Source organism: Pontibacter sp. CAU 1760, from assembly GCF_054482735.1.
In genome coordinates this window covers 71,503-86,669 of the sequence record NZ_JBTLRL010000006.1, presented here as the reverse complement: position 1 = coordinate 86,669, position 15,167 = coordinate 71,503, and the positions used below count along the sequence as shown (strand labels likewise).

14 protein-coding genes are annotated in these 15,167 nt (G+C 52.7%); 8 read left to right on the top strand and 6 right to left on the bottom strand.

What is annotated here, in order from left to right; genetic code table 11:
• Positions 1–61: 61 nt before the first annotated feature.
• Positions 62–961, top strand: coding sequence for a Ppx/GppA phosphatase family protein (locus ACXYMU_RS10230; RefSeq protein WP_458986289.1), 900 nt, complete (start codon positions 62–64; stop codon positions 959–961).
• A 125-nt stretch (positions 962–1,086) separates the two neighbouring features.
• Here ACXYMU_RS10230 and ppk1 read toward each other — a convergent pair whose 3' ends face one another.
• On the bottom strand, positions 1,087–3,189 hold the full coding sequence (gene ppk1, locus ACXYMU_RS10225; RefSeq protein ID WP_458986288.1) for a polyphosphate kinase 1: 2,103 nt from the start codon (positions 3,187–3,189) through the stop codon (positions 1,087–1,089).
• Positions 3,190–3,361: 172 nt separating this feature from the next.
• On the opposite strand from ppk1, the gene ACXYMU_RS10220 reads away from it, so the two are divergent.
• Genes ACXYMU_RS10220 through ACXYMU_RS10210 form a run of 3 tightly spaced genes read left to right on the top strand, consistent with a single transcriptional unit; the run spans position 3,362 to position 5,867 of the window.
• Positions 3,362–3,844: a hypothetical protein gene (locus tag ACXYMU_RS10220; protein WP_458986287.1), complete on the top strand. Its 483-nt coding sequence runs from the start codon at positions 3,362–3,364 to the stop codon at positions 3,842–3,844.
• A complete protein-coding gene (locus ACXYMU_RS10215) occupies positions 3,816–4,880 on the top strand; it encodes a hypothetical protein (RefSeq protein WP_458986286.1) in 1,065 nt (354 codons plus the stop codon). The genes ACXYMU_RS10220 and ACXYMU_RS10215 overlap by 29 nt, the downstream gene beginning before the upstream one ends.
• Positions 4,881–4,925: 45 nt before the next feature.
• Positions 4,926–5,867 carry a DUF5996 family protein gene (locus tag ACXYMU_RS10210; protein WP_458986285.1) on the top strand — a complete coding sequence of 314 codons (942 nt, stop codon included), beginning with the start codon at positions 4,926–4,928 and terminating at the stop codon, positions 5,865–5,867.
• A gap of 72 nt (positions 5,868–5,939) precedes the next feature.
• Here ACXYMU_RS10210 and gyrB read toward each other — a convergent pair whose 3' ends face one another.
• Both gyrB and ACXYMU_RS10200 read right to left on the bottom strand, forming a co-directional pair.
• The gene (gyrB, locus tag ACXYMU_RS10205; protein WP_458986284.1) at positions 5,940–7,898 is read right to left on the bottom strand and encodes a DNA topoisomerase (ATP-hydrolyzing) subunit B; all 1,959 of its coding nucleotides are present in this window, start codon (positions 7,896–7,898) and stop codon (positions 5,940–5,942) included.
• Positions 7,899–8,187: 289 nt separating this feature from the next.
• Positions 8,188–8,832 carry an SIMPL domain-containing protein gene (locus tag ACXYMU_RS10200; RefSeq protein ID WP_458986283.1) on the bottom strand — a complete coding sequence of 215 codons (645 nt, stop codon included), beginning with the start codon at positions 8,830–8,832 and terminating at the stop codon, positions 8,188–8,190.
• A 211-nt stretch (positions 8,833–9,043) separates the two neighbouring features.
• Here ACXYMU_RS10200 and ACXYMU_RS10195 point away from each other — a divergent pair, with 211 nt between their 5' ends.
• The 4 genes from ACXYMU_RS10195 to ACXYMU_RS10180 all read left to right on the top strand — a co-directional run bounded on the left by ACXYMU_RS10195 (position 9,044) and on the right by ACXYMU_RS10180 (position 11,280).
• Positions 9,044–9,469 carry a DUF2267 domain-containing protein gene (locus ACXYMU_RS10195; protein ID WP_458986282.1) on the top strand — a complete coding sequence of 142 codons (426 nt, stop codon included), beginning with the start codon at positions 9,044–9,046 and terminating at the stop codon, positions 9,467–9,469.
• Between the two features lie 303 nt (positions 9,470–9,772).
• On the top strand, positions 9,773–10,201 hold the full coding sequence (locus tag ACXYMU_RS10190; protein WP_458986281.1) for a hypothetical protein: 429 nt from the start codon (positions 9,773–9,775) through the stop codon (positions 10,199–10,201).
• A complete protein-coding gene (locus ACXYMU_RS10185; protein WP_458986280.1) occupies positions 10,191–10,877 on the top strand; it encodes an SCO family protein in 687 nt (228 codons plus the stop codon). Before ACXYMU_RS10190 ends, ACXYMU_RS10185 begins: the two co-directional genes overlap by 11 nt.
• A complete protein-coding gene (locus ACXYMU_RS10180; RefSeq protein ID WP_458986279.1) occupies positions 10,864–11,280 on the top strand; it encodes a c-type cytochrome in 417 nt (138 codons plus the stop codon). Before ACXYMU_RS10185 ends, ACXYMU_RS10180 begins: the two co-directional genes overlap by 14 nt.
• Positions 11,281–11,304: 24 nt before the next feature.
• Here ACXYMU_RS10180 and nudC read toward each other — a convergent pair whose 3' ends face one another.
• The 3 genes from nudC to ACXYMU_RS10165 form a co-directional block, all read right to left on the bottom strand.
• Entirely contained in the window at positions 11,305–12,243 is a 939-nt protein-coding gene (gene nudC / locus ACXYMU_RS10175) for an NAD(+) diphosphatase (RefSeq protein WP_458986278.1), read from the bottom strand.
• Positions 12,244–12,368: 125 nt separating this feature from the next.
• Positions 12,369–12,872 (bottom strand): cupin domain-containing protein, encoded by a 504-nt coding sequence (locus tag ACXYMU_RS10170; RefSeq protein ID WP_458986277.1) that lies wholly within the window; start codon positions 12,870–12,872, stop codon positions 12,369–12,371.
• 167 nt (positions 12,873–13,039) lie between these two features.
• Positions 13,040–15,079, bottom strand: coding sequence for a glycosyl hydrolase family 95 catalytic domain-containing protein (locus ACXYMU_RS10165; RefSeq protein ID WP_458986276.1), 2,040 nt, complete (start codon positions 15,077–15,079; stop codon positions 13,040–13,042).
• Positions 15,080–15,167: the final 88 nt, after the last annotated feature.

The following is a 15,167-nucleotide window of genomic DNA, read 5'->3' as shown; positions in this document are numbered from 1 at the left end:
TTCCGCTTAAAAGATAATTTCTGCTTATATTTACCTGAAGATAACCAAAAAACAGAAGCATTTGAAGTTAGCAGCCATAGATATTGGGTCGAATGCGGTGAGATGCCAGATCTCCAGCGTGCTCAACCAAAACGGCCAGGTGTTCTTTAAGAAAGTAGAGTATGTACGCTATGCCATCCGTTTTGGCGAGGATGTGTTTAACACGGGCTACATCAGCGACGTCAAGATCGAGAAGTTTATAAAGCTGCTGAATGCGTTTCAGTTGCTGCTCGATGTGCACGACGTGGACCATTACATGATCTGTGCCACCTCCGCCATGCGCTCTTCCCTTAACGCCCCCGAGATCATCGAGCGTGTGCAGCAGGAACTGGGGATGGAGATAAACGTGATTGACGGCGAAACCGAGGCCGACCTGATCAACAAAGTGATTTACAATTACCTGGATGAGCGGAACTACCTGCACATTGACGTGGGCGGTGGCAGCACAGAGTTCAACATTTATGTGAACCGCGAAAAGAAAGCCTCGCAGTCATTCGAGCAGGGCTCCATCCGGCACATGCACAACCGCGACTCTGCCCTGCTCTGGAACGAGATGCGCGAGTGGATTGAATGCAACGCCAAAAAATACCACCTTTCCCGCGCCATTGGCACAGGGGGGAACATCAATAAAATATTCGAGATAGCCGGCAAGACCTCGGGTAAGCCGATCTTCCGGAAACAGATCGAGGAAGTGGCCGCCCGCATCGGCGCCATGTCCATGGAGGAGCGCATTACTGACCTGCTCCTCAACCCCGACCGGGCCGATGTGATTGTGCCCGCCTCTGAGATTTACCTGTCGGCTATGAAGTGGGCTAAACTAGAGACCATGGTGGTCCCATCAGTGGGCCTGAAAGACGGCATGCTGCACTCCCTCTACGAGCGTTACCACCCCGAGCGATTCGTGATCAGCAAAATCAGCTGAGACAATAAGCAATAAGCAGTTAACCATAAAAAGAGGCTGCAGCAAATCTTATAAATTTGGCTGCAGCCTCTTTCATTTATCCTCACTCAGTCCTGATAACTGATAACTGCTTACTGTTAACTGATTTATACCAGTTCTCCCTCCGTTACCTCATGGCAGTAGCGGTTGAAGAACAGCTTATGGATGTCCACTTCCTCCTCATTCGGGCCGGTGCGCTTTTTTATGTACGTGCCGTCCTCACGCATGATGTATGAGTTCTGGTTGTCCTGCAGGTTATGGTACAGGATGTTTATCACTTCTTTCTTCAAGTCTTCGTTCGTGATCAGGAACAAGGCCTCGATCCGGCGGTCGAAGCTGCGCACCATAATGTCGGCACTGCCGCTGTATACCTTCGGCTCACCGTTATTGTGGAAGTAATACAGGCGCGAGTGTTCCAGGTACTCCCCTACAATCGACTTCACGGTAATATTCTCGCTCAGTTCCTCTCTCCCTGGACGCAGGCAGCAGATACCGCGCACAATCAGTTTAATCGGCACGCCTGCCTTTGAAGCTTTGTAAAATTCATCGATTACCTCCTTATCTTCCAGGGAGTTGATCTTGATAACGATACCGCTCTTTAGCCCCTTCTTGGCATTGCGGGCCTCGTTTCGGATCAGCTCGATCAGGTGGTGGCGCATGTTCTTGGGCGAGGTCATCAGGTACTTGTACTCATTCGGGCGGGAGTGGCCCGTTATAACGTTAAAGAACTCCGACACATCGTGCGCATACACCTCATTGGTGGTCAGCAGACTAACATCGGTATAGAGGCGAGCTGTCTGCTCATTGTAGTTCCCGCTGCCTATGTGCACGTAGCGCGTCACCTTCTCCCCCTCCTTCCGAATGATCATCATCATTTTGGTGTGCGTCTTGTACTTGCTGATACCGTAGATCACGAAGCACCCGGCTTTTTCCAAACGCTCCCCTTCGCGCAGGTTGCGCTCCTCATCAAAGCGGGCTTTCACCTCAAACAGCACCGAAACGTGCTTGCCGTTCTCTGCCGCTTTCAGCAACGCCGCCGTTACCCGCGACTGATCCGCCAGGCGGTAGATCGTCTGTTTTATCCCCAATACCAGCGGGTCTTCCGCAGCACGCTCCAGCAGGCTTACCACCGGCTCCATGCTGTTGTAGGGGTGGTGCAGCAGTACATCGTGCTCCTTCAGGTACTCAAACATATCTACGCCGTCGCTGGGCAGGCTAAGCGGAGGCACGGAGGCCGGTTGCTTAAAGCCTTTGTCCTTGAACTGCCGGTGCTTGATGATCTGCCACAGTCCGCGCAGGTCCATCATGCTGTTAATGGTGAACACGTTAGAGTTGTCGATCACCCAGCGCTCCTTCAGTACTTTCATCAGGAACTGCGACGGGTTGCGCTCTACCTCCAACCGCACCACGCGTCCTTTCTTGCGCGTCTTCAGCTTCGATTTGATTTCCTGCACAAAATCAGCCTCCATGTCATCCGATTCCTCCAGCGTGAAATCGCCGTTACGGGTAATGCGGAACAGGTTCGCAGATACGATCTCCACATTGCGGAACAGCTTCTTGATCTTGGTCCGGACAATCTCCTCGATCGGCACAAACACGATCTTATCCTTGCGGTTAATCTCGTAAAAACGGCCCAGGTTCTGCGGAATCTGCACGAATGTCACGCGGTCCTGCGCTTTCTGCTCCTCGGTGGTGCGCGTCACCACGCCAAACGTCAGCAGCTGGTTCATCAGCAGCGGGAAACCGTGGTAATTATCGTATACCATCGGGGTAAGCAGCGGGTAGACGGTGTTCTTGAAGTAAGAGTCGGCTTTTTTCTGCTCAATCTCCGTGAGCTCACTCATCTTCAGAATGTCGCAGCCGTTCTTGGCAAAAATCGGCTTCAGCTCGTTGTTGAACGTCAGGTACTGGTCGTTGACGAAACGGTGCGCGTAGTCCAGCAGTTTTTTCCGGAACGGCAACTCGCGCAGGCCCGAGTAATCGGTGCGCTCCTTGCCGTAGTCGAGGTAATTGTATAAACTGCCCACCCGGATCATGAAAAACTCATCGAGGTTTGACGAGGTGATGGCAATGAACTTGAGCCTATCGAAAAAGCCCTTATTTGTATCGCGCGCCTGGTCCAGCACACGGTAATTGAAGCGCAGCCAGCTTAAGTCGCGGCTTATGTATTTACTTTTCTTTATCTGGTCAGAAACCTTATTTATCAGCATGCTTTCATATCTTAATGCTCCAGACCTGCCGGTTGCCACTGAAGCCACTTGTTTGTGTTTGCCAGAATATACCTCCAAAGTAGGTGATATGCCTGATATTGCGAATTTAAATTTTTAAGCGCAACTTGTACAATCAGTTTTACATAGATTTATAAAAATTTACCGCATTCCTATGCGATTCATCCCAAAATTAGTGCAATTCTCACCCAAATCTGGTTTCAGGTTAACGCGCCTGCTGGTCTTGCTGAGTATTGCGGGGTCCGGGCTTTCTATCCTTCTTTCCGGAACCGGGTTTGGGGAGGTATACCCATTCGCGACCTGGAAGCTGTACACGCAACCGCTCGGCAACAAACAAGTTTACGAAGAATACCGCCTTTATACCCTCACCCCGGGCGATAGCGCTTTTCGGAGGCTGTCCGTCCAGGCCACGGACGCTTTTACTGCCGACGAGTACGTGTATACCTTGCACGCCCTGACACAGGCTGCTCTCGGGCAGGGTGCGGCGTCGGGCAAGGCAAAGGCGCGGTTGCTTCAATTCGCCCGCCATGTTGCCCCTGCTGCTACACAGTATCAAGTCGTGCAGGAACGCTATCACCCGAAACACCACGCTGCTGCCCCGCAGGCTTATGACACACGCACTGTTATCCGCTTCTAGCCATGCCTCGACGCAGCGCTTGGGGAGCAAAGGCGACCTTGGGCGGAACGTCTTTAACTTCTATGCAGGTACGCTGCTGTTGCGGGCGTTTAGCCTTTTTTGGCTCTGGTGGACCTTTCAGCAATACCAATTGCTATTGAGGAGGCCTCCCGCACTGTTCTGGCAACCACACCAACTGCTGCGCCTGCTCATGCCAACTCTCCCCTCAGAGATGGCTTTTTATACTGTTTTGGGCATGGCAGCAGCCTCCAATGGATATCAGCTGCTCAGGGGCCGGAACATACCGCTACTGCAAGGCTTGCTGATCGGTTGCCTGCTGTGGCTGAACCTGCCGCAGTGGGGGTATGGCTACCTTTCGCACGTGAACCATACCTTCCTGCTGGCGCATCTCTTCCTGACGTTCATCCCGGTCCGGCCCAGCGCGTTGGCGAAACCCGATCACTACCTGAGCCGAAGCATCAACTGGTATTATGCGGGCATCCTGTTCACGTATACCCTGGCGGGCTGCTGGAAAATACCGGCGCTCCTCTACAAAACCTTCATACACTCCCCCGACATAACATGGCTGCACCCGGATGCGGCACTGCATACAGCCTTTATCAGCCACCGCAACTACGACCTGCCCTTTCACCTGCAAGCCCTTTTCACCGCTTTCCCGATGATTTGGCAGTTAGGCTTTGTAGTGGTGGTATACGTGCAGGGCACCAGCCTATTCGCGGCGTTCCGACAGCCGTTACGCCTCTGGGTCGGATTGTTTCTGCTGCTGTTCCATGGGCTGAATATGCTGGTGTTTCAAACTTACTTTGTAGTAGCTAGTGTGGTGCTGGTTTGTCTGTTTCTGCCTTATGACGTGCTGTTGCCACGTTTTTACCGGAAAGTGCCGCCACAACCTGTCAGCACTTTGCCTGTCGATACCCCCTTCCTGCGCTTCCGGCAGCGGCTGCAACAGAAAAACCATTACCTGGCCGGGATTTTATACCTCCCAGGTCTGGCCACGGTTTCGCGATTAGCCAGTTTTTTCAAGCGCAACAAATAGACTGAATTACAGCCACTTGCGTACCACAAAAACAAAGGACAAGCCATGGCGACACAAGACAATTCACCACAAAATCACACGCAGTTCCCGGCGCTTCCCCTTGCCCCCTGGCAGGAGACAAAGGAAACACTGCATCTGTTTGCCCAGATTATCGGGAAGATCAGGCTAAAAAGCATGCCCCGCCGAAACCATTGGTGGAACATCACCCTGTATGTTAATTCCAGGGGACTGGGCACCGGGCCAATGCCTTTCAAATCGTTTACTTACGAGATTAACTTTGATTTCCTTGCCCATCAACTTGTCCTGCAAAATAGCCTGGGAGAGACGCAGAAAATTGACCTGTACGATGGGCTAAGTGTCGCGCAGTTCTATACTGCTACCATGCAGGCACTGGATAAAATAGGTGTGAACGTAAAGATCTTGGGTAAGCCTTATGACGTGAAAAGCACTATACCGTTTGCCGAAGACCATACCCATGCCCGCTATAAACCTGAGCAGGTGCACCGATACTGGCAGGCACTAACCACAGTAGACCAGGTATTGAAAGAATTCAGCGGGCGCTTTTACGGCAAAACCTGCCCTGTGCACCTCTACTGGCATCACTTTGACCTGACTGTGACGCGTTTTTCTGGTAAGCGCCTGCCGGTGCGTGCAGAAGCCAGTACGGTAGAGAAAGACAGCTACTCGCACGAAGTCATCAGCTTTGGTTTCTGGCCTGGGGATGACCAGGTGCCTTTTCCTGCCTTTTATGCTTATGCCTACCCCTCGCCGGCAGGTATGGATCAGGAAAAGCTAGCGCCGGAGCAAGCAAACTGGGTAGACTCGAATGGCAGCCCAATGGCGCTGCTGAATTATGAAGAACTGCGGTTGCTTGACAATCCCCGGCAAGCGCTTATGGATTTCCTGGAAAGCGCTTATCAGGCAGGTGCTAAACTGGCGGGCTGGCCGATAAAGGATTTAACGGTACCGCCTCTGGATGAGCTGTAAAGAAAACTCCATAGGTATAAAACAAAGAAGGCCAGCTTTGCAGCTGGCCTTCTCACTATCTTAAATCTCAATTTAAACGTCTACGCGCGCATACTTCGCGTTGCGCTCGATAAAGTCGCGGCGAGGGCCTACCTCATCGCCCATCAGCATCGAGAACAAGTGATCGGCCTCAGCGGCAGAGTCTATGTTCACTTTCTTTAAGCTGCGGTGCTCCGGGTCCATGGTCGTGTTCCAAAGCTGTTCCGGGTTCATCTCTCCAAGACCCTTGTAACGCTGCACGCCAACGCTTTCCTCGCGGCCTTTGCCCAGTTCGGCAATCGCCTCTACGCGGTCCTGCTCACTCCAGCAATAGCGTTCTTCCTTGCCCTTCTTCACAAGGTACAATGGCGGAAGCGCGATGTAGATATAACCGTTTTCGATCAGCTCTTTCATGTAACGGAAGAAAAACGTCAGGATCAGGGTACGGATGTGAGAACCGTCCACGTCCGCATCCGTCATGATGATGATCTTGTGGTAGCGGAGTTTCTCCATGTTCAAAGCCTTGTCATCTTCCTTCGTTCCGAAGCTCACACCAAGGGCTGTGATCATGTTCTTGATTTCCTCGTTCTCGTAGATGCGGTGCTCCTGTGCTTTCTCCACGTTCAGGATCTTACCGCGCAGCGGCAGGATAGCCTGGAACTTACGGTTACGGCCCTGCTTGGCAGAACCACCTGCGGAGTCACCCTCTACGAGGTAAATCTCGCAGTTTTCCGGGTTGCTGTCAGAGCAGTCGGCCAGTTTACCTGGCAAGCTGGTGCTGGACAGTACACTCTTGCGCTGCACCATCTCACGGGCCTTACGGGCCGCGAAACGGGCCTGCGCCGCCAAAATTACTTTCTGAACGATGATGCGCGCCTCTTTCGGGTTTTCCTCCAGGTACTGGTTCAGCATTTCGCCCACCGCCGTATCCACAGCACCGGAAACCTCGGAGTTACCGAGTTTGGTTTTGGTCTGCCCTTCAAACTGCGGCTCCTGCACTTTCACAGAGATTACGGCTGTTAAGCCCTCTCTAAAGTCATCCCCCGCAATTTCTACCTTTACCTTGTCCAGCATACCGGACTTATCAGCATAAGATTTCAGCGTACGGGTAAGGGCGCGGCGGAAACCAGCCACGTGTGTACCACCCTCGATGGTGTTAATGTTATTCACGTACGAGAAGATGTTCTCCGCGTAGGAAGTGTTGTATTGCAGGGCTATCTCAACCGGCACGCCGTTTTTCTCGCTCTCCACATGGATGGGCTCCGGGATTAGGTTCTCGCGCGTTTCATCCAGGTAGGCCACAAACTCTTTCAAACCACCTTCCGACAGGAAAGAATCGTTCATCGGCTCCCCCTGGTCATTCATCTCACGCAGGTCCGTCAGGTTAATGCGGATACCCTTGTTCAGGAATGAAAGCTCACGCAGGCGGCTGGCAATCGTGTCGTACTTATACTCTGTGGTCGTGAAGATGGAAGCGTCTGGCTGAAAGCGAACCGTGGTTCCCGTTCTGTCCGTCTCACCGATCTCACGTACCGGGTAAGCCGGCACACCTATGTTATAATGCTGCTCAAAAATCTTTCCGTTGCGGTGCACCGTTACATGCAGGTCCGTTGAAAGCGCGTTTACGCAGGATACACCCACCCCGTGCAATCCACCTGAAACCTTGTATGTGTCTTTGTCGAACTTACCACCGGCGTGCAACACCGTCATCACCACCTCCAGTGCGGAGCGGCCCTCTTTGGTATGGAAGTCTGTTGGTATACCACGCCCGTTGTCTGACACAGTAATGGAGTTGTCCTCGTTTACGGTAACCGAGATCTCATCGCAATGACCGGCAAGCGCCTCGTCAATAGAGTTGTCTACTACCTCCCATACCAGGTGGTGGAGGCCTTTGATACCGATGTCGCCGATGTACATGGCCGGGCGCTTTCGAACTGCTTCGAGGCCTTCCAGTACCTGTATGCTATTTGCTGAATAATCGTTTGCTAATTGTTTTTCTTCTACGTCACTCATGTGTGTCAAAAGATAGATTGGTAGGTAAAATTACCACTTTTATTTCGTTTATACTATACTTTTAAGCGGCATACCTACTGCCTGAAAAGCATAGTTTCCGAAGGCCTCGACTTGCCAGTACTTAAGCACTTCTAAATTAACAAGCTACCGGTATGATTAGTGCCTTCTTGCTGGCTTTAGTCCTCTCTAAAATGCAAGAACCGCAGTAAGCAATTTCAGCAGACAGCAGGTATCACTCGAAGCTCTAAATAACGCACATCCTTGGGCAGTATCCCTATTTGGTGTTGTACTAATTCTTCAGGCGGGCGTTTACCTTCACCCTGGAGACCATCCTGCGATTAAAATCATTATATTCCGGCCCGTAGGGCACGGTGTTGTCCAGTTCCGTTATGCTGACGATCTCGAAGTCAGCACCCTTAGGGGCCAGGTAACGCAGCTTTGTTTTGGCGTCGTCCACAGATTTTTGCAGCAGTTGCTGCATCAGCTCCTGCCGCTTTTTTGGCTCCAGGTAAGTACCGTTCACATTCAGGTTGAAAGGGAGTTGTCGTCTCACCAGATCCTGGAGGATGCGGCTATACATGGCACTGTCCGTGACCAGGATGTTGAACGACATACTCGACTGCATCCGGTCTGGAGAGCTGGGCTGATTCACTTCCATACCAGGCATGTGGTTAAAGAAAATATTGTCGCTGGTGAGCATCATGCTTGGCACCTGCTTTTGCAGCGAATCGGCCCACTGCCTGAACTGGTTGCGCATGGGCAATGGGCCGTTGTAGAAAAGATTGAGTTTATACCCGGCCTCCGGCATGGCCTGTTCTGCCTCCCCGATTACCTCCAGGTAGTGCCCCTGCTCATCGCTGTACTGTCGGCAGCTACCCAAGCCCGCCAAGCATAGCATTAAAAGCAGTCTATACAGGGTTTTCACGTTCATCATATTTCTCACTCTTATACTGCTACGGCTCGTATACTCCCAGGCAAAACAACCAAGGAAAAGCATTTTATTTACCTGATAAACAATCAATTAAAAACCAATCCCACCCTTCTTATAACGGGCTTTTCGACATAACGATCTAGCCCAACATGGAAACCCTCTCCCCCTCCTCCAGGTATGTTAAAGGATACTTAACCATTAAATAAAGTGAGCTATGTCAATGAACTTTGAGGACTATTTGAAAGACGCGAAAACCTGGCTGCATGAGCTGTGCACCTATCTGGGCATTGCCGATGAGCGGAAAGCAGCCCGGATCTTCAGGGCCGTGCTGCATGCCATCCGCGACCGCATCCCAACCGAGGAAGCCATCCATTTGTCGGCACAGCTGCCCATTATCTGGAAAGGGATTTACTACGATGGGTTTAAGGCGCACGAGCCGGTGCGCATCCGGCACGAAGATGAGTGGCTGGAGTTTATCCGCAGCAAGGATTCCGGGTCCGGCGAAGCCGACTTCCCAACTTTGGACCATGCTTATTACGCCTACCACGATGTGATGGCTTTTCTGCGCGAGCATCTTTCCGAAGGGCAGTACAAACAAATCACACAGGCACTGCACGCTAAGTTCGCGGTTTACGCGTAAGCGTTTGATGGGGAAAAACTTGATTTTATACCAGGCCTGGCGCTTTGCCAGGCTTTTTGCGTGTCACAAATTATCCAAAAGCCGGGGCAGTACTGATAAGCACGGACAAGCCATAGCAACATCGGGCACTCTAAACTTGTACTTGCCAGCAGGCGGGTATACCTTTGCCACAGCGGGATTGATACCTGATGTGTCATCTAAAGCGGGTTTGCTTAAAAAGAAGGCTGCTTGGCAGTTTGCTTTGCATCTTCTGAACCTGGCCTGAACATTTTCGCACCCTAAACAATTGTGTCACTACGGATCATGAAGAAAACCTGGATACTGCTTGCGTTGCCAGCGCTTTTGTGGGCCTGCTCCCCAGATAAAAAACAGGAAGAGGACCAGGCCGGCATGCTGGAAACAGAGGTAATGGCGGTACACGACGAGGCAATGGCCAAAATGGGCGATCTCTATAAGATGCGCCGTTCCCTGCGTTCGCTCCGCGACACCCTGGCGGTACGGCAAGCTGATTCGGCTACCCTGAAAACGCTACAGCAACAGATAGACGATTTAAACCAGGCCGACGAGGTAATGATGGGTTGGATGCGCAACTACCAGGCCCCTGACAGCCTTCAGCAAAAAGAGGCAGTGCTGTACCTAGAGCAGGAACTAAAAAAAGTAAAGCGCGTGAAAATAGTGATGGACAGTACCCTGGGGGCTGCCCAAACCATGTATAAGAATTATGAGCTTTAAAAATAGATTGAATTTCCGGAAAGGAATCTTAGCCGTTGCCATCATGCTTTCGGTTGGCGCACTGTATGGCTGCGGCGAAAGCGCCTCTTATGAAAAAACGCTGCCCATATTGGGTGAGCGTGAAGCCATTGAAAAAGAGGTGAATGGCCAGACGGTTATCGATACCCTCTACCATCAGGTGCCGGACTTCGCTTTCGTGAACCAGGACAGCCAGCAGGTAACACAACAAACCGTGGACGGCAAAATATACGTGACAGATTTTTTCTTCACCTCCTGCCCTTCTATCTGCCCTAAAATGAAGAGCCAGATGCTGCGCGTGTATGAGAAGTTCCAGGACAACCCGAACATCGTGCTGCTCTCCCACTCCATCGACCCGGAGCATGACACCGTGGCGGTGCTGAAAGATTATGCTGAGCGCCTGGGTGTGCAATCCGACAAATGGCATTTCCTGACCGGAGAGAAAGACCGCATTTACGACATGGCGAATAGCTACCTGGTGGCTGCGCAGGAGGACGGGCAGGCAGACGGTGGCTTCACACACGGTGGTCATTTTATACTGGTAGATGGCCAGCGCCGCATCCGGGGCGTGTACGACGGCACCGAGGAAACTTCTGTAGACCAACTTATCCAGGACATACCCCTCCTGCTGAACGAGCAGAAGCATGCGAAGAACTAGATGGCTTACCTTGCTGATGGGAACTGTTTCCCTGGCTACCCTGACGCAATGCTTTACGGATAAGCAGAACGAGGGGCAGCGCCTGTACGTGGCCAACTGCCAGAGCTGCCACATGGAGGATGGGAGCGGCCTGCGCGGACTTATACCCCCTATCGCAGGTGCCGATTACCTGCAGGCGCATCGGAGTGAGTTACCCTGCCTGATACGGCACGGCATGGAAGGCCCGATGGTTGTGAACGGCGTGGAGTACGACCGCCCCATGCCCGGTATGGAAGACATCCGCAGCGACAGGGCAACGAACCTCCTCAATTATATTCAGACCAACTTCGGCAATAACAACGAGCGCTATACCCTGCAAGAGGTGGAGCAGCTGCTGGAGGCCTGCCCCCCGCATCGGCACTAGCGCAGTAGACTATATCCCTAGCCTTCAACAACCCGTCAACGCAGCCAACTCATACCCCAGAGCAGCGTCATACCAGTCCTGGATCAGGCGGTATGAAATGGAGATTGAGGGTGGCAGGCGAAGGGATTCGTCTTGCAGGCCCGCAGCGATCTCCTCCCGCGTAAACCAGCGGGCATCCTCTAACTCCTGGTTATCCACCTGTAGTTTTCTATCCGCTGCGGTAGCTTGGAAGCCTACCATGATCGAACTTGGGAAAGGCCAGGGCTGAGAAGAGTGGTAGGTGATTTCCTGCAACGACACCCCTGTCTCCTCCTGTGCCTCGCGGGCCACGGCCTGCTCCAGCGTTTCGCCGGGTTCCAGAAAGCCCGCAATGGTGGCATACATCCCCGTAGGCCATACCGCCTGGCGCCCCAGCAAGCAAGCATCCCCTTCCGATATCAATACTATAATAGCCGTATCCGTGCGCGGAAAATGATGCGTGTTGCACTCCGGGTTAACACACTCACGCACATGCCCCGCACTGGCGCTCCGGGTTGGGCTGCTACAATTCGGGCAAAAGCGGTGCCGGAGGTTCCAGTACACCATGCCGCGGGCATACGCTAACAGCGCCCCATCTGTGGGTGAAAGTTCTGCCGCCGTAGTGCGCAGGTCAGCCAGGGTATAAGCAGCCCCCACATACTGCATAAACGCATCTGTCGCTCCCTCAAACCCCAGGGCAAAATAAGGCACCTCCCCCTCCGAACCTAAGTACACTGCCGCTGCTGCCTGCTCTGCTAACATCGTGGCGGCTTTACGCCCCAGTATAGCGGCTTGCCTGCCACCAGGCTGCTGCTCGAGTAAACTCATCGTGCCATGCACCACCAGCACCCGAACGCGCTCATGCTTCCAAAGCGCCTGCATCTGTTGCTCGTCCGGCCTGATTTCAGAAAAACGGTTCAGTGGGTTATGCGAAAAATGATTCATGACGATAGTGTACTTTATCTAGCATATTAAACTCAAAGCCGGGCGATAGGTTAGCGAAAAAAAAAGGAGCCTGCCTGAATAACAGGCAGGCTCCTTTGAATATGATGTATGCCTGGTTCTTGATATTAACGACCAAAGTCATCCTGCACGCGCACGATATCATCCTCATTGGATGGTTTCTCCGCGTCAGTGTGCTGCCAGATCTCGGCTAATACGCCCCACTCCTTCAGGCCAACCAGACGGTGGCGCTCGCCTTGTTTCAGCGTGATATAGTCGCCAGGGTTCAGGGTTTTCAGTTCCCCTTCTTCATCCGTGTCGCTGGTTACCACGCCCACACTGCCTTTCACCGATTTCCAGATCTCGGCGCGGCGGTGATGGTACTGCCACGATAAACGCTTCTCAGGTGCTACCACCAGAATCTTCGGGCTCAGTTTACCGGATATCTTCAGGTTGTCAACAGACATTCCTTCAAAGTAAGTGTCGGCAAACTGCTGTGCCTGGCTTTCGTCGATGACAAAAAAACCGCCCCATGGACGTGTCTGGTCCTGCTTGTCGATGTTGAACCCCTGCTCCGTGAGTTGCTGCTCTATCTCTTTAAATAGTTGCTGTTTGCTGTCGTCCATTGGCATTCCTGAAATTTTAAAAAGTTATACGATGGCACAAGCGGCGCTTAAAGCACCTGCTGTGTTAAATGCGAACTGTAAAAGTAAGACTATTTATAATTTTATACCGTCTGCCCACCATTTTAAAGTGCCTTGGCCAGAGACTGGCTTTAGTTTTGAGTCACTGAAAGCGGCTACTTCACTGTAAATGTTTTCTCATCTGGCCCCACACCGGTAATGGTCAGGCTTTTCCACTGTTTGGGTATAACAGACTTTACTTGTTTGATGCCCGTGGGCGTAACCTCAATTCCGCCGAAGCCCATGATAACCGCCTGCAAAACCCCGCCTGCGCCAGTGGCAAAATAAGGGTTTGTGCCGCCTTTTGTCTCAGCGATCACGCGGAACGGCGGGTTAAGGTTTGGCTCATAGGCTTCCTTAAACCACTTATACGCTTTATCCGCCTTACCCAGGCGGGCGTACAGCAACGCAAATACGCCCTGCGTCATGGCGGGCGTGCCTTCGTCCGGCACGCGGGTTTCGTAATACTCCAGGTCTTTCAGGATTTGGGCAGGTTCCGTTACCTCTTTTAAGGGGTATGCCAGCAAATTCACATCGGCCTGCTTGATTCCCTCCCCGGCATAGGAGGCATGTTCCTTCGTCACGCCATTTTCCATTTTCAGGATCGGAATGTTACTTGCCACATGCGCCCAATCCTTATCTGCGTTCAGGCCCAGAATTTTTGCGGCCTGGGTGGCGTACTGTAAGTTGGCTTTTGCGGCGGCATTGGTGAAGGCGTTATTGTCCACGTTCTCGGCCCACTCATCGGCCGCCACCACATTTTTGATGTCATACTGGCCCGGCCCGTTTCGCTCCACGCGGCTCGCCCAGAAGTCAGCGGTTTCTTTCAGGATGGGCCACCCTTTTTCGCGGAGCCACTGCTTGTCCTGCGTCACGAGGTAGTAGTTCCAGGCGGCAATGGCCACGTCGGCGGTGATATGATGCTCAAAAGGGCCGCTCAGCGCCCATACCGGGGTTTCCTCTACCCCCGTATCGGCACTCTCCCATGGGTACATCGCCCCCTTAAACCCTTTCGAGAAAGCGTTGCGGCGTGCTGCCTCCAGGCGCTCATAGCGGTACTCCACCATGCTCTTCGCCATTTCGGGGTGCATGACCAGCAGTGCCGGGTACATCCAGATCTCCGTGTCCCAGAACACATGGCCGTTATACCCCAATCCGCTGAGGCCCATCGGTGAGGGCGACAGGGCCGTGTTTTCACGCACAAAAGAATACAGGTGATAGAGCATGCTGTGCACGTCCTGCTGCGACTGCGGATCGCCTTCTATCTTAATATCGCTTTGCCACAGCTTGTCCCACGCTTTTTTGTGGAATTGCTGCAGACGGTCGCGGCCCTCCAGGCGGGCATAAATGGTGAGGCGCTCTGCCTCATTCAGCGGGTCGTCGTGGTGGGCAGAGGTGATGGAAGAACCTGCCACAGAAAAGGTATAGGTTTCGCCGGCCTTCAGTTGCTTCCCGAACTTCATCAGGTGCATGTTATTGTCCCACATCTCATGGATCACGCGCGGCTCATGGCCATGCGCCTCTTCGAACATAAACGTGTTGCTGGCCGCCATCAATAATTTACCCGTTGGGCTTTTGGCAGCAGAGGTAAGCAAACTCAGCACCACATGGGGCCGATCGATCTCGTTGTAATAATTCTGCACATCGCGTAGGGCGTCGGGTGCTTCCATCACGCTGCTGGCCGAAAAGTTGATATCCTTCTTCGCCTTCACGGTCACGTTCATCAGCACCGTGTATGGCAGATGGCGCAGGGCGTAGTAGGTATAACTAACCGTGGCATCCGGGCCATAATCGAAGGTGGTGGTAAAAGTAGCCTCGCGCATGTTCAGTTCCTGCTTCATGTTGGAGATATTCCGGCTGTCCACGCGGCGACCGTTGATGTCCATGTTCATGTTGAGCAGGTTGAAGCTGCGCAGGAAATTGCTTACCCGGCCCCGGCCATACTGGTCATAAGCGCCTGCCAGCACCACATCCTTCACCTTAAAGGGCTCCGGCGAGGACACCACGCCCAGCATCCCATTGGCCACCGTAACGCCATAGTAATTGGAGGGATCCACTTTATCTGTTTTGATAATCCAAGGGTCCGCAGACTGTGCCTGCGCTAAGGCAGGTATAAAGCAGCACATCAGGAGCAGGCAGGTCAGGAATCTTGTCATGTCAGAGAGTTATATGGTGTAAGGATCATTCAACCCAGGTGGAAGGGTATAAGCCACGCGGCACCCCAGAGGCTTTAACGTATGGGGT